The sequence below is a fragment of the Pseudomonas sp. Q1-7 genome (assembly GCF_028010285.1).
Taxonomy (GTDB): Bacteria; Pseudomonadota; Gammaproteobacteria; order Pseudomonadales; family Pseudomonadaceae; genus Metapseudomonas.
On record NZ_CP116304.1, the window covers coordinates 2658011 to 2677202 of the forward strand.

A 19192-nucleotide genomic window follows, 5' to 3' on the forward strand; every position below is an offset into this window, starting at 1 on the left:
AGGCGATGCCAGAAGCCAGCGTCCCGATTGCGCGCGCCCACACGAGGCGCCGGCGAGCGCTGGAACGTCAGCCCTCGCTTTCGGCGAATTCCCGCAGGGCGTCGCCGTCCAGGCGGTAGCGCACCCATTCGTCCTGGGGCAGGGCGCCGATGGAACGGTAGAAGTCGATGGCTGGCTGGTTCCAGTCCAGCACGCTCCATTCCAGGCGGCCGCAGTCGTTGGCGCGGGCTTCGCGGGCGATCTCCCGCAGCAGGCGACGGCCGGCGCCGGTGCCGCGATGGTTCGGGGTGATGTAGAGGTCTTCCAGGTAGATGCCGTTGCGGCCCAGCCAGGTGGAGTAGCTGTAGAAGTACACCGCGTAGCCGATGGGCTGGCCGTCCTTCAGGCACATCAGCGCGCGGCTGGGCGCGTTGGCGGCGAACAGGCTGCCGCGGATGTCGTCGACGCTGGCGATGACTTCGTGGCCGGCCCGCTCGTAGACCGCCAGTTCGATGATGAAGTCGAGAATTTGCTGGGCGTCATCAGGACGGGCAGGGCGGATTTCCAGGGTCACGGTGCATCTCCAGGGTGGTTGGGGCGGCCATGCTAACGCCTTTGGCCGGAGGCACGAAGCGCCCGCTAAGCTGTGAGGTAACGAATCGGCCGGCTTCGGAGGATGAGTGCGTGATCCTGCTGGCGAGTGTGCTCCTGGCCCTGCTGATGGGCTTTGCCGTGCAGCGCGGCGGTACCTGCCTGGTGGCCGCGCTGGAAGAGGCGGTGAACCGCCGTCGCTGGGACCGTTTCCGTGCGCTGCTGGAAACCTCGCTCTGGGTGCTCGGTGGCTTCGTCCTGCTGCGCGCGTTCGACCGCCTGCCGATGGTGCCCATGGGGATTCCGCTGCACTGGCACGCCGCCCTCGGCGGGGCGTTGCTCGGCATCGGTGCCTTCATCAATGGCGGCTGCGCCTTCGGTGTGCTGGCGCGCATCGGCTCCGGGCAATGGGCCTGGCTGGCGACGCCGCCGGGTTTTCTCGCCGGCTTCGTCCTGGCCGACCGCAGCTTCGGTGCGGTTTCGGCCATGCCGGTGGCGATTCCCGACTGGCTGCAACAGGTGCCGATCGGCCTGGTACCGATGATCATCGCCGCCCTGCTGGCGCGCCTCGGCTGGTTGGCCTGGAACCGACGCAATGGTGCGGACGCGGCGTCCCTCTGGTCGCCCCATCACGCCACCATCGTGCTCGGCCTGGCGTTCCTGGTGCTGTTCGTCTGCGTGGGGGCCTGGGCCTACACCGATATCCTCGCCGAGCTGGCCAGCGGCCGTTTCATGGAACTCGGCCTGCGCGGCCTGCTGCTGCCGGCGCTGTTCGCCGGGGCGCTGCTGGGCGGCTGGACCGCCGGGCTCTGGGAACACCGCTGGCCGAACCCGCTGGCGCTGGCGAGGTGCTTCACCGGTGGAGCGCTGATGGGGCTTGGCGCCAGCCTGGTTCCCGGCGGCAACGACAGCCTGATTCTGTTCGGCATGCCGTTGCTCTGGCCGAATGCCTGGCTGGCATTCGCCTGCATGTGTGTGGTGGTGATGGTGGCCCTGCGGCTGGCGCGTCTCGGCAAGCGGGTGTGAGCGGGGGCGGGCGTCGTCGGGTTCGAGCAGAAAAAAGCCCGGCGCGAATGCCGGGCTTCTTTCTGACGGCGGCGTGGCTCAGGCGGCGTGGTCGAACGCCTGGCCCTTGGCCTTGCGCTCCACCTGCTGGCGGCAGGCTTCACCGAAGGCTTCGAAGATCTTCACCGAATCGGGATTCTTCGCGGCCTGCCACTCGGGGTGCCACTGCACTGCAAAGAGGAAGGGCGACAGGCTCGGCGCGTGGATGGCTTCCACCAGGCCGTCTTCCGCGTGGGCGATGGCCTCGATGCCCTTGCCGAGGGTCTTCAGGCCCTGGCCGTGCAGCGAGTTGACCTGGATGCTGTCGGTGCCCAGCGCCTTGTGCAGCCAGCTGTCCTGTTGCACGCGCACGCTGTGGGCCGGGGCGTACTGCACTGCCACCGGGGCCTCGGTGTTCTCGCGGTGATCATTGAAGCCAGGTTCGGCGTAGACCTTCTGGTACATGTCGCCGCCCAGGGCCACGTTGATTTCCTGCATGCCACGGCAGATGCCGAAGATCGGCAGGCCACGCGCGAGGGCGGCGCGGATCAGGGGCAGGTCGAAGAGGTCGCGATCCTTGTCCTGGGTCTTCTCGGGGGTCAGGTTTTCCTGGCCATACAGGGCAGGGTCGATGTTGCTGCCGGCACCGGTGAGGTACACGCCGTCAGCCATGTCGAGGTATTGCTCAAGGTCATCGGTACCGCAGCAGGTGGGGACGAGGACCGGCACGCATTCGGAGATTTCTACCAGCGGGGCGATGTATTTGTGGGTCATCACCTGGTAGTCGTGGCCCTTGCGTTCCTGGGCGCCCATGGACATCAGGACGACCGGTTTACGAGTGGTCTGTTTCTTATTGCCAATGTTGCTGTTGGACATATTTCACCTTGGGACAGGCTCGGCCTATCGTTGCTGTGCAGGCGCGCCAGCGAGGGCGGCGCTACCTGAGATCCCGAGCACTGCCGGTAATCGTCGGGGCGATTTCCGGTCGGGACCTGCGCTATAGCCTGCCAGAGCCGTTAAATATGTCAAACGTGCGCGTCGAGAAATGTAAAAAATAATGGCCGATTTTTATCGATTTATTATTTATAACCTATTGATCTTTAAGAATAAAATTGTCAATCCAAATATATTTTCTGGTGCGACATACAAAACGGGTGTTCAGAATGCTGGACTTTGGCCTCCCACTGGGCCTGGCTGGACGGCACGCAACCCGGCGAACCCGCTTCGGCATGAACTGCCAGGCAGCCCTTCGATGAACAACCCCGTTTCCCGACTCGTTCTCCTTTGCACCTTGCTGGCGCTGGCCGCCTGTGGCGCCCAGCGCCCCCGGGAGCCGCAGGCGCCTCCGGCCGAGGTGCGCGCCACGCTGGTGAGGCTGCTGCCGGCCTCGGTGGCGGACCGCCACGGCTGGGCCGCGGATATCCAGGCGGCCTTCACCGCCCAGGGCATTGCGCCCAGCGCCAGCAACCTTTGCGCGGTGCTGGCGGTGACCGAACAGGAGTCCACCTACCAGGTGGACCCGCCGGTGCCGGGCCTGGCGAAGATTGCCCGGCAGGAAATCCAGCGCCGCGCCGGCCGCCTGCATGTACCGGCGTTCCTGGTGAACAGCGCGTTGAAGCTCGACTCGCCCACCGGCAAGACCTACGAGCAGCGCCTTGCCCGCGTGCGCACGGAAAAGGAACTGAGCGCTCTTTTCGACGACTTCATCGGCATGGTGCCCCTTGGCCAGCAGTTGTTCGGCACCTTCAATCCGGTGCACACCGGCGGGCCCATGCAGGTGAGCATCGCCTTCGCCGAGGCCCATGCGAAGGGCTATCCCTACCCGGTGCGAGGTTCCATTCGCCAGGAAGTGTTCACCCGGCGCGGCGGTATGTATTTCGGCATCGCCCACCTGCTGGGCTATCCGGCCGATTATTCGCGACCGCTGTACCGCTTCGCCGACTTCAACGCCGGCTGGTACGCCAGCCGCAACGCCGCCTTCCAGCAGGCCGTGAGCCTGGCTTCGGGCATTGCCCTGGCGCTGGACGGCGACCTGGTGATCCACGGTTCCAGCAAGGCCGGCGCCACCGAGCTGGCGGTGCGCGCCCTGCAGAAGCAGCTGGACCTGAGCGATTCGGCGATCCGCCGCGACCTGCTCAAGGGCGACCGCCTGGCGTTCGGGGAAACTCGGCTCTACCAGCGGGTCTTCGCCCTGGCCGAGCGGATCGAGCGGCGCAAGCTGCCCCGCGAAGCGATGCCGGGCATCGACCTGAAGAGCCCGAAGATCACCCGCAAGCTCACCACCGAGTGGTTCGCCAGACGGGTGGATGAGCGTTACCAGCGCTGCATGACGCGCGCCCGCTAACTGCGTGGGCAGGGCCCGTTGCGGGGCCCGGCCGCAGCGGCGCTCCTCAGCGCTCCATCACATAGGTGCCCGGTGCCGGGCACAGCGGCGGGTACTTGCGCGAGCCCGGTTTCTTCGGCGCCGGCAGGCTCTCGCCCGAGCGCTGCTGGATCCACTCGCGCCAGTGCGGCCACCAACTGCCTTGCTGGCGCTCACCGGCCTCCTGCAGCCAGGACTCCGGGTCGGCGGCCTTGGCCGTCGCCGCATAGAAGTACGACTTGGGGTTGCCCGGCGGGTTGACCAGGCTCTGCAGGTGCCCCGCGTTGGAGAGCACGTAGGTGGCGTCCTCGCCGAACAGGCGCGCGGTGCGGTAGCAGCCCTGCCAGGGCGTGATGTGGTCGGTGGTGCCGCCGATCACGTAGGCGCCGACCTTCACCTGCGTCATGTCGATCGACTCGCCGGCGATCTCCAGGGTGCCCGGATTGCTGTAGGGGTTGGCCTGCACCAGGTCCAGGTAGTCCGCGTGGAGCTGGGCCGGCAGCCGCGTGGTGTCGTTGTTCCAGGCGAGGATGTCGAAGGCCGGCGGCTTGTTTCCCAGCAGGTAGTTGTTGACCCAGTAGTTCCAGATCAGGTCGTTGGGACGCATCCAGGCGAACATGCGCGCCATGTCCTGGCCGCTGAGCACACCCTTGCGCCGCGAGCTGGCCTTGGCCGCGCGCAGGGCCGCAGGCGTGGTGAAGAGGCCCAGGGTGGTGTCGCCCAGGGCCGAAGGCATGTCCAGCACGCACACCGCCCAACTGGTGTTGGCCACCTTGTGGCCTTCGCCACGGGCCGCCAGCCAGCCCAGGTAGGCCGCCAGGGTGATACCGCCGGAGCAGGAGCCCCACATGTTCACATCCGGGCTGCCGGTGACCTGGCACGCCACGTCCACCGCCTGGTCCAGGCACAGCGCGTAGTCGGAGAGGCCCCAGTCGCGGTGCTCGCTGGTGGGGTTGCGCCAACTGATGACGAACAGGTTCACGCCGCTGTCCTGAATCCACTTGATCAGGCTTTTTTCCGGCGACAGGTCGATGGCGTAGTACTTGTTGATCTGCGGCGGCGACATCACCAGCGGCCGCGCATGGACCTGCGGGGTAGTCGGGGCGAACTGCAGCAGCTCGAACATCTCGTTGCGGAACACCACCTCGCCTTTGGCCGTGGCGATGTTCTCACCCACCTTGAACGGCGTGCTGTCGACCTGGGCCGGCAGCCCCCGGTTGGTCAGCAGGTCGTGGGAGAACTGGCGCACGCCTCGCGCCAGGCTCAGGCCGCCGGTGTCCAGCAGCTTGCGCAGGGCCAGCGGATTGGTCAGGGGTGAGTTGCTCGGCGCCAGGGCATCGGCCAGCAGCGACCCGACGAACTGGGCGCGGCTCTTTTCCAGCGGCGCGAGGTCGGTGGCGTCGATGAAGCGGGTGAACTCTTCCTTCCCGGCCAGGTAGCTCTGCAACAGGGCGCGCAGGAAGACGTTGGACTGCCAGGCCGGATCGGCGAAGCGCTTGTCCCGTGGGTCCGGCGCGATCTCTGAAGTCCCGCTGACGATGGCGCGCAAGGCCTTCAGGTAGCCACCGAAGTGGGCGCCAGCCTTGAGCGGCGAGGTGCCCAGGGCCTTGAGCAGGCAGCCGGCGGAACCCGCCAGGTCGGCCGCGCGCACACTGACCAGCGGGTTGCCGGCCAACGTCTGGTTCGTCGCGGTACCGATCAGCTCGTGCTGCGGGTCATTGCGTGGAAGGTCGGATTCCTGGCGGCGGGAACGCCGCTTGGAGGGCGTGCTGTGCTGGGGTGTGCGGGGGGACTTGCTCATGGCGACTCTTGTTTTTGTTGCCTGCGATGACGGCCCTCGACTCTAGGGCCCGCACGGACTCTGCCGCCTTTCATCTCGTGACAGGCGCATGTCATTTCATGACAACGCAGGCGCCGCCCGACGAGCTGGTGGGCCGCGACGGGTGCGCGATCAGCCGCGTCGTGCCAACACCTCCACCGCACCCTGTACCTTGTTGGTGTACCAGATCACCCGACTCACGCCCCGGGTGATGGCCACGTAGGCCAGGCGCAGGCTTTCGTCCTGCATCGCCTGGTCGTAGCTGTTGCGGAAGAAGCCGCTGTGGGCGTAGAGCGCATTGCGCAGGGGGTGTTTCTCCGGCGGGTTGCAGTCGTCGACGATGATCGCCACCTCCGCCTGCAGGCCCTTGGCGCGGTGGATGCTGTAGGCCCGCACCGGCAGCGCCGGGTCGAGTTGCGCCTGGATCTGCTTCAACGGCTCGTTACGCCGCGAGAGCACCAACAGCGCGTTGCGGTCGGCATTGGCGCGGCCGGCGACGTGGGCGCACTGGGCCTGGATCTCCTGCACCAGCTCCGGCAGGCGCGCCTTGAGATCGAAATGGCTCACCAGCTTCACGCCGTGATCGCCGGGCTGCATGGCCTTGAACGACTTGCTCGCCTTGGCCTGCTTGAAGGCCACCCCGGCCAGCACCGCTTCGCCGTCGCGCAGCACCGGCTCGATGGAGCGGTAGTTGGTTTCCAGCATCAGCACCGCGCTCTTGCGCGACTTGCCCTTGCTGGGGAAGTGCTTGTCGAAATCCATGAACAGTTCCGGCGAGCTGCCGCGCCAGCCGTAGATGGACTGCCAGTCGTCGCCGATGGCCATCAGGCTCACGGCCTGCCCCTGGCGCGCCAGGGCGCGGTGCAGCGCCTGCAGCCACTGGACGATCTGCGGCGAGATGTCCTGGAACTCGTCGATCAGCAGGTGGCTGAAGGGCGCCAGGGCCTCGGCAGGCAAACCGTCCCCCTTGGCCATCAGCTCACCGAGGCGTTGGAAGGCGCCATTGAAGGTCATCAGCCCCTGCTGCTTCAGCAGGCCCTCGAAGTGTTTCCAGAACAGCACCAGGGTCTCGACGAAGATGCGCTCTCGCGTCGAGCAGGTCAGCTCGCGAGGCTTCAGGCGGTCGAGGCGAATGCCGATGCTCTCCATGAAGCCGGCCTGCATATAAAAGGCCTCGAACAGCGGCAGCGGCGTGAACTCGCCGGCCAGCTTGAAGCCATCCAGCGGCGCCTTGGGAATTCGCGGCGCCTCGCCTTCGGCGGGGGCGGGCAGGGGCGGCAGGTCGAGCAATTGATGCACCCGCTCGCGGAACCTGGCGTCCGCCGCATAGCAATCCTCATAGGCCTGCCGCAGCAGGCGCTGCTGGGCGGGACGCAGGCGGCCGGCCAGCAGCGGGTTGTCCAGTTCGTTCGCGGCGGCGTCGTCCAGTTGCTCGAACCAGCGCGGATTGCCCAGCACTTCCTTGGCCAGGGTGCCCATCGCCGAATGGAAAGTGCGCACGCACTGGCGCGCCTGGGCCGCGTCGAAGGGGAACTGCCAGAAGGCGAGGACCTTCAGCAGTTGCTCGCGGAGCTGGGCGCAGGAGGCGTTGGTGAAGGAAATGACGGTCAGCCGCTCCGGCGCCACGCCCATGTGGCAGAGCATGAACACCACCCGCAGCACCAGCGTGGTGGACTTGCCGGAACCGGCGCCGGCGAAGATGCGGGTAAGCGGAGCGCGACCGAGGATCATCGCCCACTGCTCGTCGGACGGCGGGCTCACGACGCCGGCCGCTACCGCCTGGGCCACGCGCTCGCGCATGGCCTCTACCTGGGCGTCAGTCACCTTCAGCCGCGCGGTGCTGTAGATGCCGAGGTCGGCAGGCGCGGCGGGGCCGTCGCCGGAGGCGGCCTTCTTGCTTCCGGTGGCCTTGGCCTTGCCGCTATTGGCGGGCTTCTTCGCCCGTGGCGTGGGTTTGCGCAACTGCGCGGCGGCTTCGCGTTCGGCGCGCAGGTATTCGGTGGTTCGCGGGAAGTAGCGCGCCAGGGCGCGCTTCATGGCAGACAGCATTGGATCGATCCCTGTAACCACGACAAAGCGCGGGATTCTAAGCGCTTTTGGGCGAAGACTGGATGCTGGCGGATTGTCTTCAGCGGGGACGAAGGAATGTTTTTGCGTAGGGTGGACAGCGCTTTTCTGTCCACCAATCGAAGCTGAGCCCGGCGCCGATGGTGGATTGATGAAGCGTGATCCACCCTACGAAAGGGCGATCCGGTCTTACGCCGGCGCGTGGTGTTGCCACCACTGGTGGATGGCGCTGGCCAGTTCGCCCACCGACAGGTTGCCGTCGAGGACCAGGGTGAGGGGTTCGTCCAGGGGCTCTTCCAGGTCGGCGAACTGGCTGTCCAGCAGGCTGGCCGGCATGAAATGGCCCCGCCGCCGCGCCATCCGCTCGGCCGCGGCGACGGGAGAGAGCTGCAGGTAAACGAACGCCACGCCCGCAAAGGCATGGCGCAAACCGTCCCGATAGCTGCGCTTGAGGGCGGAACAGGTAAGGATCGGATGCTCGCCCGCCGCGTTGGCCCGTTGCAGCTCCTTGGCCAGGGCGCGCAGCCAACTGGCGCGGTCCTTGTCGGTCAAGGGCTGGCCGGCGCTCATCTTCTGGATGTTGCGGTCGGGATGAAAGGCATCCCCCTCGATCAACCGCACGCCCGCACGCACCTCCAGCGCCCGCGCCACGGCTGACTTGCCGCTACCGGCCACACCCATGATCACGATTGCGTTGATCGGCTCGTACATCGCCCAATCTCCAAGCCCGTTACTTAAACGGTAGGCAATCTGAGCGAAAAAATGGTTTCAGACGGATAAATCGTGGCGAAAAGCGATTCTTCCGCCAGCCCATCGCCGACCGCGCCCGCATCATCGGTGAATACCACGACACCAACTATTCGGCGGTGGACCTGGACCTGATCGAGCGCATCTACGGCATCTTCTATCGGCAGAAGGTCTCCGGCCCGCAGCGCGACGCCTTCCGCGTACTTGCCGGGCTTTTGCCAGGCGAGCCACGGCCTGAGTGACACACTGCTGTCGGTACTGCCGGTGCAGGCACTGGGCGGGTTGCTGGAGTCGGTGGGCTAAGCCTCCCACCATGACATGCGCCGGTCACGGTGAGCGAGGTGCGGTCGATTTTATTCCAATACGAATGAATAGGTTGAAATAGTTCGGATATGGAGTAGCCTGGAAGGCGGAGAAACACCCTCAGGAGTCGCCATGACCATTGCCGTCCGTCAAGCCAGTCCCGACCTCCAGAGCGGCGAAGCCGGCCGCGTAGCCCTGAAGTTCTTCTTCAACCTGATGGAGAAGTGGGACTGCACCAAGGAACAGCAACGCACCCTGCTGGGCTCCATCGGCAACACCACCTATTTCAGCTACAAGAAATTGCCCAGCGTGCGCTTGCCCCACGACACCCTGGAGCGCATTTCCTACCTGATGGGTATCCACAAATCCCTGCGCATCCTGTTCAGCAACCAGGAGGCGCGCGCCTACGAATGGGTGCACAAGCCCAACAGCGCGGCGCCCTTCAACGGACGCAGTGCCCTGGACTACATGCTGGGCGGCCAGGTGGTGGACGTGGCCGACGTGCGTCGTTACCTGGATGGAGTGCGCGGCTGATGACCCAGGAGCAACTGGTGGAACGGATTCCCGAATGGAGCAAGGCCTATCGCCTGGTCAACAGTTCCTTCCCGCCGATCTCGGTATTCGAGGACACCCTCGACCCCGAAGACCTGGAAGTGGCGTACGCCATCGAGTCCATGACCAACGACCGCCTGCGCGACCAGGTGGGGGAAATCTCCCGCGTGGCCCCCGAGGATCGCGTGAGCGGCGCCGGTTCCACCGTGGTGATGGCGGTCTTCACCCATATCGGCCGCGCCAGCCGCTTCTCCGATGGCAGCTTCGGGGTCTATTACTGCGCCAGCTCCATCGATGCCGCCATCGCCGAAACCCGCTACCACCAGGAACGCTTCTGGCGCGCGACCCAGGAGGCGAGCATCGAAGTCACCGTGCGTGCTTATGTGAACAAGGTGGTCAGTCCTATGCTCGACGTACGTGAGCGCGCCGAGCTGCATCACCCCGATCCTTCCAGCTATGGCGCCAGCCAGGCGTTCGCCGGTCAGCACCGCAACGCCGGACGCTGGGGGCTGCTGTACAACAGCGTGCGCCTGCCGGGCCACGAATGCGTGGCGGCGTTCCGTCCGCCGGCGGTGACCCTGCCGGTGCAGGGGCCGCACTTCCGCTACATCTGGGATGGCCGCACCCAGAGCATGACCTGTGTGCTGAAGATGAGCCCGGTGAGCACCTAGCCGCCGACGGTTTCCGCGATCAGCTCATCCACCACCGCCACCAACGCCTGTTGCCGGGGCAGGCCGGCCTGCAGGGCTTCCCGGTAGCGATGCAGCTGCCGGTCGGCGCTGCTGCCGTAGCGCAGGATGTGGCGGCCCCGGGTGAAGGCCAGGCTGTCGCCTTCGGCGTTGGCCAGTTCGCCGAAGCAGGCGTGGGCCTGCGCCAGCCAGGCGCCAGCGGAAAGGCTGGCTTCCCCCGAGGCGTCGAGGAACATGCCATGGATGCCGAAGCGCATGGCCCGCCAGAGGTTCTCTTTCAGCACCAGGCGCTGCAGCAGCATGTCCGGCGAATCGTCGTTCTGCTGCATGGCCCAGGCCACCAGGGCGCGGAACAGTGCGACCACGCAGAGGGCGTCCTCCACCGAGGGGCAGGCGTCGGCGAGTAACAGTTCCAGCGCCGGGTGCTGCGGCGAGGGGCGGATGAACCAGCCCAGGTCGCTTTCCCGGCGGATCGAGCCACAGGCCAGCAGCCATTGCCGGTAGGCGACGAACGCCGGCTCGTCGGGCAACTGTTCGGGGCAGCCCCGGTGCGGCCATTCCGCGCAGACCGCCCTGCGATAGCTCATCAGCCCGGTGGGGCGGCTGTCCCACAGGGGCGAGGAGGTGCTCAAGGCCAGCAGCAGCGGCAGCCAGCCCAGCACCTGGTTCATCACCCGGATGCGGTCGACTTCCGGCGGCACGCTGACCAGCACGCGCATGCCGCAGATCAGGCTGCGGTGGGCGATCATCCGGTGGTCCTCGAACAGCGGCTGGTAGTGCGGGTCGTCGCAGGGCACCTGGATATGCCAGTCGGCGAAGGGATGGGAGCCGGCGCAGAGTGGGGCCAGTTCGTATTCCCCGGCGATGGCCGCCAGGCGGGTGCGCCGCTCCAGCAGGCAGGCACGGGCCTCGGCTATTTCCAGCAGGCTGGGCTGGACCATGTCCAGGCGCAACAGGTTCTGGAACATTTCCTGGCTGAGTCCTTCGCGGAACTCGGCGCGGGCCGCCTGGAGAAAGGCCTCGGGCAGTTGTGGCGGCAGGTCGCGGCTGCGCTTGTCCACCAGGAAAAAGGTTTCCTCGACGCCGAAGCCGGGAGCGAATGGGGCGCTGGGCATGCGATCCCTCTCGATGGAGTCCAAAGAACAGTGACGTCTCCATGACCGGAGGTTGCAAGGACCGTTTGTCTGCCAGGGCTCTGCAACGGGCCTGTCATCGGGGCGGCGGATGCTTTCCGATGAATTGCCGCCGAATGACATTTACGTGGCCGGTTTCCCTGCTAGGTTTTTCAGTCCGGCCACTCGATTGGTGGGGAGAACTGAGCATGAATCTTTCGATGCTTCGCCAGGTTGAGGACACCCTGAACAAGATGAGCGTCACCTTTCAGTTCGAATGCCTGTGGGAACCCGATGGCAGTTGCTCCATCACCCTCAGCAACCATCACCTCGCCATTCCCCGAACCACGGTCGCCGGTATCAGCCAGCGTCAACTGCAGGACGAATCCAGTACCCAGCGTCTGGGCCTGGAGCTGATGGACCGGGTCCTGGACGACTGATGAAACCGCTATCCCGTGCGCCGAAGTTGCAGGTCCTGCACCAGCCTTCCGGCAAGAGTCCCAGGTCGGTGGAACGCGCGGCCATCTTGATGCTGATCGGCATGTTCACGCTGGGCGTCTACGGCCAGTACTCCGGACGGGGGCCGGGCAATGTCCCGGTGCAGGGCAAGCCGGTCAACACGCCCGTCTTCGAATTCCAGCGCCTCAGCGCCAATTCCGCCGAGCGGACGGCCGCGGCCGGGCAGTCGCGGCAGGAGCGTCGCCCCGATCAGGAACGGCCGGCTCGATTGCGGTTGTAGGGGTGATTGCAGGCCATTGGTCTGCCGGTCGATCGTGCGGGCTGCCGGACCATTCGCCAATGAATTCGCACGAACGGCCCGAGACACCTAGAACCTCTCCGCCGAACCCAGGTAGCGCCACTGCCCGACGGGCAGCTTGCCCATGGGCACGCCGCCGACGCGGATACGCTTCATGCCCACGACCTTCAGGCCGACGGCGTCGCAATAGGCCGCGATGAGTCCGGCGCGAGGGTTCTTCAGGGCGAAGCGCAGGTGGGTTTCGTTCTGCCAGCTCGCCTTCACCGGCGGCAGTTCCCCATTTTTGATGCGGATGCCGCGTTTGAGCTTGTCCAGGCCGTTGTCGACCAGGGTGCCGGTAACCTCCACGACGTACTCCTGCTCGAGCTTGCCGGCGTCTTCGTTCAATTTGCGCAGGGCGCGCCAGTCCTGGGTGAGGATCAGCAAGCCGCTGGCGCCCGGTTGCAGGGGCAGGGCGCTGGAGAGTCGGGAGAAGTGGCCACGCAGCAGCCGGACATCGGCGCGATCCTCGGGCCAGCGGCCCTCCGGCACGAGTACGCGCTGCGCCGCTTCGAGCGTCAGGCCGGCGGGCTGGTTCAGCAGGAGCGTCATCGGCTCCAGCGGTTCGGGCGTGGCCCCGGGCAGCAGGGCGACGACCTGATGGGCTACCTTGAACTGCGGCTGTTCCACCACGGCGCCATCCACCGTGACCCAGCCGCCTTCGATGTAGAGCTCAGCCTCGCGGCGGGAGCAGCCGGTGAGTTCGATGACACGTTTGGACAGGCGGATGGGGTCGTTCATGGAGGTAGCCAGTGGAAAGGAAAGGGCGCCATGGTAACCCCTTTACCGGACTCAGGCTGGGCTGCTTTGCTTGCAGGCCATGGGGCCTGCAAGCCGTCGAGGGGCGACGAGGCAACCATCGCGTGGCGAAGGACATATTCGGCGGTTTGGTCTTAACTTCGCGTCAAGCTCCCTGGCAGGCCTGGAGGCCGACATGATTCCCGCAAAAGGACTTATCCTGGCGCTCAGCGCCACCAGCCCATTGGCCATGGCCGACGCCGGGCCTTCCTTCGACTGCGCCAAGGCCCAGGGGGTCGAGCAGCAGGTCTGCCAGAGCACGGCGCTGAGCGCGCTCGACCGGCAGATGGCGGACGTCTACAGGAAGACCCTGGCGGCCACCGACGCGGCGACGCAGAGGCGACTGCGCGCCGAGCAGCGTGGCTGGCTCAAGGGCCGTGATGAGTGCTGGAAGGCCAGTGACCAGGGGCAGTGCCTGACCCTGAGTTACCAGACACGGTTGGTGGCGCTGCGCATCCAGTCCGGCTCGCTGACCGCGTCCAAGGCGGTGGAGTACCGCTGCGGCAACAGCGGCAAGCCGTTTACCGCGAGCTTCTACAACACGATTGAACCCCGTGCGGCGGTGCTCACCTACGGCGGCGACCAGTCCATCGCCATCAGCCAGCGTACGTCCAGCGGCGCCCGCTACAGCAACGACGGTCTGGAGTTCTGGGAACACCAGGGCGAAGCCAGGGTGAACTGGTACGGCACCGACTTGTCCTGCAAGGCCGCGAGCTGAGACGCGGTTCAGGCCGGCGACGGGGGCTGAACCAGCAGACCGGCGCGCGCCGACCGAACGCACTGACCCAAGGATCGATCCATGCCCTTTATCGATGACCTGGCCTTCCTCCTCGGCTTCCTGGCCGTGATCACCTGCGGACTGATGGGCGGGCTGTTCTTCGCCTTCTCCAACTTCGTGATGCAGGCCCTGGCGGACATCGCGCCGGCCGCTGGCATCGCCGCGATGCAGGCCATCAACAAGACAGTGCTGAACCGTCTGTTCCTCGCCACCTTCCTGGGCACCGCCGCCGCCTGCGGCCTGCTCACCCTCTATGCCTTCGTGCACTGGGAAGTCGCGGGCACCTTCTTCCTGCTCCTGGGCAGCCTGTCTTACCTGCTGGGCACCTTTGGTGTGACGCTGGCCTTCAACGTCCCGCGCAACAACGCCCTGGCGAAACTGGATGCCGAGGGCGCCGGTGCCGTCGCCGTCTGGCGCGACTACGTGGCGCACTGGACACGCTGGAACCACGTGCGCACCGGCGCTGCCCTTTCCGCAACGGCGCTGCTGATGCTGGGCCTGTTCCTGATGCTGACGATGGACTAGCGGCGATCCACGCCGCCCCGACACCGCCAAGTCGCTTCTGCGGTCCAGCGGATCATGTTCGCCGGTAGACGGCCCCAGGGAGCAGGCGTAGTGTTCCGCCTCTTTCCCGGCAAGAACGGAGTCCTGCCATGACCGACTACCTCCATCTGAACAAGGCCAATTGGGACCAGCGCGCGCCCCTGCACGCGGCTTCCAGCGGATACGCCACCGAGGCCTTCGCCACCGATCCGGCACACCTCTCGGAGGTGGTGCGCTTCGACCTGCCGCGCCTGGGCGATATCGCCGGCCTGCGCGGCGTGCACCTGCAATGCCATATCGGCACCGATACGTTGTCCCTCGCACGGCTCGGGGCGCGAATGAGCGGCCTCGACTTCTCGCCGGCCTCCCTGGAACAGGCGCGCGGGCTGGCCCAGCGCTGCGGCGCGTCGATCGACTTCGTCGAATCCGATGTCTACGCCGCCGACCAGGTACTCCCGGCCGGTACTTTCGATTTCGTCTACACCGGCATCGGCGCCCTCTGCTGGCTGCCGCGCATCGAGGCGTGGGCCCGGGTCGTGGCCGCGTTGCTGAAACCGGGCGGACGTCTGTTCATCCGTGAAGGGCATCCGATGCTCTGGACGGTGAGCGAGACGCGGGAAGACGAGCTGGTGATCGAGTACCCCTATTTCGAGCACGTCGAACCCATGGTCTCGGATGACGACCGCAGCTATGTGGAAATCGACACCGCACTGACCGCGACCCGGACCTACGAGTGGAACCACGGCCTGGGCGAGATCATTTCCGCGCTGCTGCGGCACGGCCTGCAGCTCACCGCGCTGGAGGAGCACGACAGCATCCCCTGGAATGCGCTGCCGGGGCGGATGGTGGTGGACGACGCGGGGGAGTGGCGGTTGGCGAAGGACCGCTGGCGACTGCCCTTGAGCTACACCCTGCAGGCGCTGAAACGATAGACGCGGGGCGCTGATCGGTCATGGACTGAACGCGGATGGTGCGCCGCGATGGCAAGACGGCTGCTATATAAGTCTGGGAAGTTCGAGTTGGGGGACTCCAGATGGACGTGGCAGCAATCCTGGGAAATCACGCGGCGGATGCGGAGGACAGGACGGGACGGCCGACCGCCCAGTTCAATCTCCTGCGCTGGTTCTCGTTGGTCAGCCTGGTGATCATCGGCACCGTGGCCTTCGGCGTCGGGACGGTATCCACCCGTTTCCTGGTGAGCGAAAGCCTGGAGCGCGACGCCATGCTGTCCGCGCAGTTCATCCAGACCCTGGCCGTGGGCGAGATGCGTCACCACAACCTGGAAGGCATGGAGATGGGCGATGTGCTGCTGCCCCATCACTACGGCATGCTCAGCCCCGACGCGGCTGGAAACCGCGAACAGGCCCGCTCGGAGTTCCTCGACCATCTCTCCCATGTGCCGGACTCCCTGCTGGCCACCCTGTACGCCCCGGACCGCACCGTGATCTGGTCCACCAACCCGGAACTGGTGGGGTTGCAGGTCGATTCCGATGACGCGCTGGACGAGGCGTTCGAGTCCGGCGGCCGTGTCTCGGCCAGATACAGCGAGGTGGCCGACGGGAAGGTGGAGCAGAAGTTCCAGCGCCCGCCGAAGATGTTCTTCATCGAGAACTACATCCCGCTCACCAACGGCAACGGCCGGGTGACGGCCATGGTGGAAATCTACAAGGAGCCGGTGGACCTGATCGACCGGGTCAACCGTGGCTACCGGATGATCTGGCTGGCCACCGCCATTGGCGGCGTGCTGATGTATTTCGGCCTCTACTGGATAGTGCGGCGCGCGTCCCTGCTGCTGGCGGCGCAGCAGGCGCAACTGGTGGCCAACAGCACCTATGTGGGGTTGGGGGAAATGTCCTCCGCCGTGGCCCATAGCCTGCGCAACCCGCTGGCATCGATCCGTTCCAGCGCCGAGTTGGCCATGGAGATGGAGGGGCCGCAGGCACGCAAATGCATCGACGACATCGTCACCCAGGTCGACCGCATGTCGGCCTGGGTGCGCGACCTGTTGCTCTGCCTGCGCCCGCTGCAGGGCGACTCGGAACAGGTGGAGCCGATGGACGCGGTGCGTACCACGCTGGCCAACTTCGACCAGCAACTGTCCCGGTCGAAGATCGAGGTGGAATGCAGCGACGCGGCGACGCCCCTGGTGATCAGCCACCAGTTGCTGCTGGGGCAGGTCCTCAACAGCGTCATCGCCAATGCCATCGAAGCCATGCCCGAGGGCGGCCGGATGAGTATCACGGCGACCCCTGACACTGCCGGCGGCTGGCTGCATCTGAACATCCGGGATACCGGCAAGGGCATGTCGCGGCAGCAGGAAATGATGGCCTTCAAGTCCTTCTACACCACCAAGCAGGGCGGGTTGGGCATTGGCCTGATCATGGTCAAGCAGATCATGGAGCGCTTCGGCGGCAAGGCCAGCCTGACCAGCCGCGAGCACGAGGGCACCTGCGTGTGCCTGAGCTTCAGGCTGGCGGACCGGCCCGCCTGAGGCCGGGGTCGAGGCGCCGGCCGATCCCGGCCTCAGGCTTGCCGCGCATAGCTCACCGTGAGCATTTCCCACTGGTGTCCGTCCGGTTCGTTCCAGTAGACGATGGCGCCGCCGTGTTCGCTGTCCACGCGATAGTCCACCGGCCCGTGTACGGCACTGCGGTAGGCGATGCCCCTGGCCTTGAGGCGCCCCAGGATCGCTTCGAACTGTTCCGGGCTCACCCGGAAGCAGAAGTGGAGCAGCGGAAAGGGCTCGCCCCACTCATCGAAGTCCAGGGTCAGGCCGTCGTTCAGGTAGACCGGGGCGAAAGGTCCGATGCCGGTTTCCGACCAGGGCACGTCGAGCAGCTCGGCCAGCAGCCTGGCTGAGCGCAGCTTGTCGCGCGCCGGCACCATCAGGTGATCGAGTTGAATGGCCATGGCCACCTCCTTGCACGTTCATGCCGTCCACTGGAACCCACTGCAGCGCAGAAACGCCGCGCGCGCCAGTCCGCCTGACGAGGAGCACTGCGCCGGCTTGCGCCAGGAAAAGCCCTGTCTAGACTCGCTCGGTAGCCGGGAAGGCTGCCCCACCCGGCGCGGGGCTCATGTCAGGGTGCATCCAAGGAGGTCGTATGTCGGTTCCACCAGATGAGTTCGACAGGTTGATGGCGTATTTCAATGGAAGGCGCGCACCCAGACTGCCGCTCAAATACGCCGAATCGACACCAGACCGTGCGGTGCTCTACCGCAAGATGGTGAAGAAGGAGTGGGAAGACGCCGCCAAACCGATCGGGGGTCTATACGAAGGCGAGTGCACGTTCGACTTCAGGGTGGCATTCAAGACCTACCACACGGGTGATTACGCCCGCGTCTGGACGTCCACCGAACTGGCCAAGGTGCGTGGCTTCGAAAACGATGCCAAAGGCGGGTCTGACTATGTGATCGCCCAGTTCGTGTTCGAGGAGGAGATGACGACCATCTTCCGCGGCAAGATCCTGCCCCAGAAGATGACGGGAGCCCAGCACATGAACGAGTTCGTCCTCATGCACCGCGAGGGTTACGAGCCGTTTCGCCATGGCCTGCTCGAAGTGAAGATGTTCTCCACCGTGGAAGAGGTCGAGGTGACGATCGCGCGCCACAAGGCGTTCGATCTGGGGTTCTCGGTGGAACACGCAGTGACGCTGAACAAGTACCTGAAGTTCGCGCGCCTGATGGACCCCTGAAACTCTGCCGGCTGGCGCTCAGTTCAAGCGGTATCTCGCCAGCTCATCGCGCGTCAGCACCCGCATGTGCGTGGGCTCGATGCCGTTCATGTCGTTCAGCAGGCTGAGGGGGATGTTCATTTCCCGCAGGTAGGCGGCCGGACTGTAGGCGCTGCCGGTGCCGGCGGCGAGCGCGGAGTCGCCATGGGGGAAGTAGGGACGGTGCAGGCCGACGTAGCCGCGCACGGTTTTCCGGCGTCCGGCGGCCAGCAGGTAGACGCAACTGCCCTGGCACACGCCGTCGGTGGGCACCATCACGTCGAAGCCGGTTTCCCGCAGCAGGCGGCCCAGGCGGATAGCCTCGGTGACACTGCCGCCGATGCTGTCCAGCAGGGCCAGCTTGCGGTCGAATTTGCCAGGGTTGGCAAGCAGGCCCCGCATCAGCGCCTCGTAGTCGCCGGGTGCGATGTCCTCGGAAATCTGCACGGCCAGAATCCGCCCGGCCTTGCCGTGTTGCACGGGCTGGATCTCCACTTTGGCGGAGGCGGCGGCCGAACAGAGGATGGCGAGACAGAAGACGGCGGCCTGGATTGCGCTGCGGCTCATGGAACAGGCATTTCCTGCGGGGTGGTGGGCGACGGCTGGAGAAGATACCCGCAAAGGTGCGCGAGCTCCAGATGGCGCGACAAGGCGGTTTCGCTGGCCGGTAGGGTGGGCGCGGGTGGGCAAATTGCGGGATTATTTGCGATCCATTATCATTCGCGACTTTCGCATTCAGACCCCGCCTTGCCCTGCAAATGCCTCCGCGCACTCCTGGCTTCTTCGAGCACTATGAAGAACTCATCGGCACCTGGACACGCCGGCTGAGGAATCGTCAGCGTGCCGAGGATCTTGCCCACGATGCCTTCGTGCGGGTGCTTGAAACCCGCCAGGACAGCGTTCAGCAGCCGCGCGCCTACCTGCACCAGACCACACGCAATATCGCGGTCGACCAGTTCCGCCGGGAGGAGCGCCGCGCCCAGCTCGAGCTGGATATGGCGGGGCAGGGCGAGGATGCCAAGGACGACCCCGAGTCCTTCATGCACGCCGTGCAACTCGCCGACTCCATCGAGAAAGCCCTGGCGGAACTGCCCGTCAACTGCCGGCAGGTGTTCGTCTGGCAGAAACTCGAAGGGTTGAGCCAGGCGGAGATCGCCGAGCGCCTGGGGTTATCCAGGAACATGGTCGAGCGGTATATGATCCGCACCCTTCGCCATTTGCGTGAGCGCCTGGAACTGAGCGCGTGATGAGCCGGAACCACCCAACAGGGCAGCAAGACCCCACCCATGGACAACGATC

21 protein-coding genes and 1 pseudogene are annotated in these 19192 nt (G+C 65.9%); 13 read left to right on the forward strand and 9 right to left on the reverse strand.

The features are described from left to right. Positions 1 to 67: 67 nt before the first annotated feature. Positions 68 to 553, reverse strand: a complete 486-nt coding sequence (locus PJW05_RS12225; protein WP_271411961.1) for a GNAT family N-acetyltransferase — start codon at positions 551 to 553, stop codon at positions 68 to 70. 110 nt (positions 554 to 663) lie between these two features. On the opposite strand from PJW05_RS12225, the gene PJW05_RS12230 reads away from it, so the two are divergent. Further along, the gene (locus PJW05_RS12230) at positions 664 to 1596 is read left to right on the forward strand and encodes a YeeE/YedE thiosulfate transporter family protein (protein ID WP_271411962.1); all 933 of its coding nucleotides are present in this window, start codon (positions 664 to 666) and stop codon (positions 1594 to 1596) included. A 78-nt stretch (positions 1597 to 1674) separates the two neighbouring features. On the opposite strand, the gene PJW05_RS12235 is transcribed toward PJW05_RS12230, so the two are convergent. Continuing rightward, complete coding sequence (locus PJW05_RS12235; protein WP_271411963.1) at positions 1675 to 2490, reverse strand: gamma-glutamyl-gamma-aminobutyrate hydrolase family protein; 816 nt, start codon at positions 2488 to 2490, stop codon at positions 1675 to 1677. A 376-nt stretch (positions 2491 to 2866) separates the two neighbouring features. On the opposite strand from PJW05_RS12235, the gene PJW05_RS12240 reads away from it, so the two are divergent. Beyond that, positions 2867 to 3958: a DUF1615 domain-containing protein gene (locus PJW05_RS12240; RefSeq protein ID WP_271411964.1), complete on the forward strand. Its 1092-nt coding sequence runs from the start codon at positions 2867 to 2869 to the stop codon at positions 3956 to 3958. A 46-nt stretch (positions 3959 to 4004) separates the two neighbouring features. Here the strand turns inward: PJW05_RS12240 and PJW05_RS12245 are convergent, their stop codons facing one another. The 3 genes from PJW05_RS12245 to PJW05_RS12255 form a co-directional block, all read right to left on the reverse strand. Further along, positions 4005 to 5777, reverse strand: a complete 1773-nt coding sequence (locus PJW05_RS12245; RefSeq protein ID WP_271411965.1) for an alpha/beta fold hydrolase — start codon at positions 5775 to 5777, stop codon at positions 4005 to 4007. A gap of 150 nt (positions 5778 to 5927) precedes the next feature. After that, on the reverse strand, positions 5928 to 7844 hold the full coding sequence (locus PJW05_RS12250) for a DEAD/DEAH box helicase (RefSeq protein WP_271411966.1): 1917 nt from the start codon (positions 7842 to 7844) through the stop codon (positions 5928 to 5930). A gap of 207 nt (positions 7845 to 8051) precedes the next feature. After that, positions 8052 to 8573 (reverse strand): gluconokinase, encoded by a 522-nt coding sequence (locus PJW05_RS12255; protein ID WP_271411967.1) that lies wholly within the window; start codon positions 8571 to 8573, stop codon positions 8052 to 8054. An 89-nt stretch (positions 8574 to 8662) separates the two neighbouring features. Between PJW05_RS12255 and PJW05_RS12260 the strand changes: the two are divergent. From PJW05_RS12260 to PJW05_RS12270, 3 genes and pseudogenes are all read left to right on the forward strand, one after another. Next, positions 8663 to 8815, forward strand: a pseudogene (locus tag PJW05_RS12260) (SidA/IucD/PvdA family monooxygenase); the annotation flags it as partial. A gap of 229 nt (positions 8816 to 9044) precedes the next feature. After that, the gene (locus PJW05_RS12265; protein ID WP_271411968.1) at positions 9045 to 9446 is read left to right on the forward strand and encodes an MbcA/ParS/Xre antitoxin family protein; all 402 of its coding nucleotides are present in this window, start codon (positions 9045 to 9047) and stop codon (positions 9444 to 9446) included. Further along, positions 9446 to 10135, forward strand: coding sequence for an RES family NAD+ phosphorylase (locus PJW05_RS12270; protein WP_271411969.1), 690 nt, complete (start codon positions 9446 to 9448; stop codon positions 10133 to 10135). The genes PJW05_RS12265 and PJW05_RS12270 overlap by 1 nt, the downstream gene beginning before the upstream one ends. On the opposite strand, the gene PJW05_RS12275 is transcribed toward PJW05_RS12270, so the two are convergent. After that, positions 10132 to 11268 (reverse strand): YbdK family carboxylate-amine ligase, encoded by a 1137-nt coding sequence (locus PJW05_RS12275; RefSeq protein WP_271411970.1) that lies wholly within the window; start codon positions 11266 to 11268, stop codon positions 10132 to 10134. The two genes, PJW05_RS12270 and PJW05_RS12275, sit on opposite strands and share 4 nt — an antisense overlap. A gap of 206 nt (positions 11269 to 11474) precedes the next feature. On the opposite strand from PJW05_RS12275, the gene PJW05_RS12280 reads away from it, so the two are divergent. Both PJW05_RS12280 and PJW05_RS12285 read left to right on the forward strand, forming a co-directional pair. Next, complete coding sequence (locus PJW05_RS12280) at positions 11475 to 11705, forward strand: hypothetical protein (RefSeq protein ID WP_271411971.1); 231 nt, start codon at positions 11475 to 11477, stop codon at positions 11703 to 11705. Continuing rightward, positions 11705 to 12004: a hypothetical protein gene (locus PJW05_RS12285; protein WP_271411972.1), complete on the forward strand. Its 300-nt coding sequence runs from the start codon at positions 11705 to 11707 to the stop codon at positions 12002 to 12004. Before PJW05_RS12280 ends, PJW05_RS12285 begins: the two co-directional genes overlap by 1 nt. Before the next feature lie 87 nt (positions 12005 to 12091). Here the strand turns inward: PJW05_RS12285 and PJW05_RS12290 are convergent, their stop codons facing one another. Continuing rightward, positions 12092 to 12802, reverse strand: coding sequence for an rRNA pseudouridine synthase (locus PJW05_RS12290; RefSeq protein ID WP_271411973.1), 711 nt, complete (start codon positions 12800 to 12802; stop codon positions 12092 to 12094). 193 nt (positions 12803 to 12995) lie between these two features. Here PJW05_RS12290 and PJW05_RS12295 point away from each other — a divergent pair, with 193 nt between their 5' ends. The 4 genes from PJW05_RS12295 (at position 12996) to PJW05_RS12310 (ending at position 16671) form a co-directional block, all read left to right on the forward strand. After that, the gene (locus PJW05_RS12295) at positions 12996 to 13577 is read left to right on the forward strand and encodes an MliC family protein (RefSeq protein ID WP_271411974.1); all 582 of its coding nucleotides are present in this window, start codon (positions 12996 to 12998) and stop codon (positions 13575 to 13577) included. An 81-nt stretch (positions 13578 to 13658) separates the two neighbouring features. Then, entirely contained in the window at positions 13659 to 14162 is a 504-nt protein-coding gene (locus PJW05_RS12300) for an anthrone oxygenase family protein (RefSeq protein WP_271411975.1), read from the forward strand. A 128-nt stretch (positions 14163 to 14290) separates the two neighbouring features. Beyond that, positions 14291 to 15112 carry a class I SAM-dependent methyltransferase gene (locus PJW05_RS12305; RefSeq protein ID WP_271411976.1) on the forward strand — a complete coding sequence of 274 codons (822 nt, stop codon included), beginning with the start codon at positions 14291 to 14293 and terminating at the stop codon, positions 15110 to 15112. Positions 15113 to 15213: 101 nt separating this feature from the next. Then, entirely contained in the window at positions 15214 to 16671 is a 1458-nt protein-coding gene (locus PJW05_RS12310; protein WP_271411977.1) for a sensor histidine kinase, read from the forward strand. A gap of 32 nt (positions 16672 to 16703) precedes the next feature. On the opposite strand, the gene PJW05_RS12315 is transcribed toward PJW05_RS12310, so the two are convergent. Further along, on the reverse strand, positions 16704 to 17090 hold the full coding sequence (locus tag PJW05_RS12315) for a VOC family protein (protein WP_271411978.1): 387 nt from the start codon (positions 17088 to 17090) through the stop codon (positions 16704 to 16706). 194 nt (positions 17091 to 17284) lie between these two features. Here PJW05_RS12315 and PJW05_RS12320 point away from each other — a divergent pair, with 194 nt between their 5' ends. Then, entirely contained in the window at positions 17285 to 17875 is a 591-nt protein-coding gene (locus PJW05_RS12320; protein WP_271411979.1) for a hypothetical protein, read from the forward strand. Positions 17876 to 17893: 18 nt separating this feature from the next. On the opposite strand, the gene PJW05_RS12325 is transcribed toward PJW05_RS12320, so the two are convergent. Continuing rightward, positions 17894 to 18460, reverse strand: coding sequence for a hypothetical protein (locus PJW05_RS12325; RefSeq protein ID WP_271411980.1), 567 nt, complete (start codon positions 18458 to 18460; stop codon positions 17894 to 17896). 191 nt (positions 18461 to 18651) lie between these two features. Here PJW05_RS12325 and PJW05_RS12330 point away from each other — a divergent pair, with 191 nt between their 5' ends. Continuing rightward, positions 18652 to 19140 (forward strand): RNA polymerase sigma factor, encoded by a 489-nt coding sequence (locus PJW05_RS12330; protein WP_271411981.1) that lies wholly within the window; start codon positions 18652 to 18654, stop codon positions 19138 to 19140. The last annotated feature ends 52 nt before the right edge of the window (positions 19141 to 19192 follow it).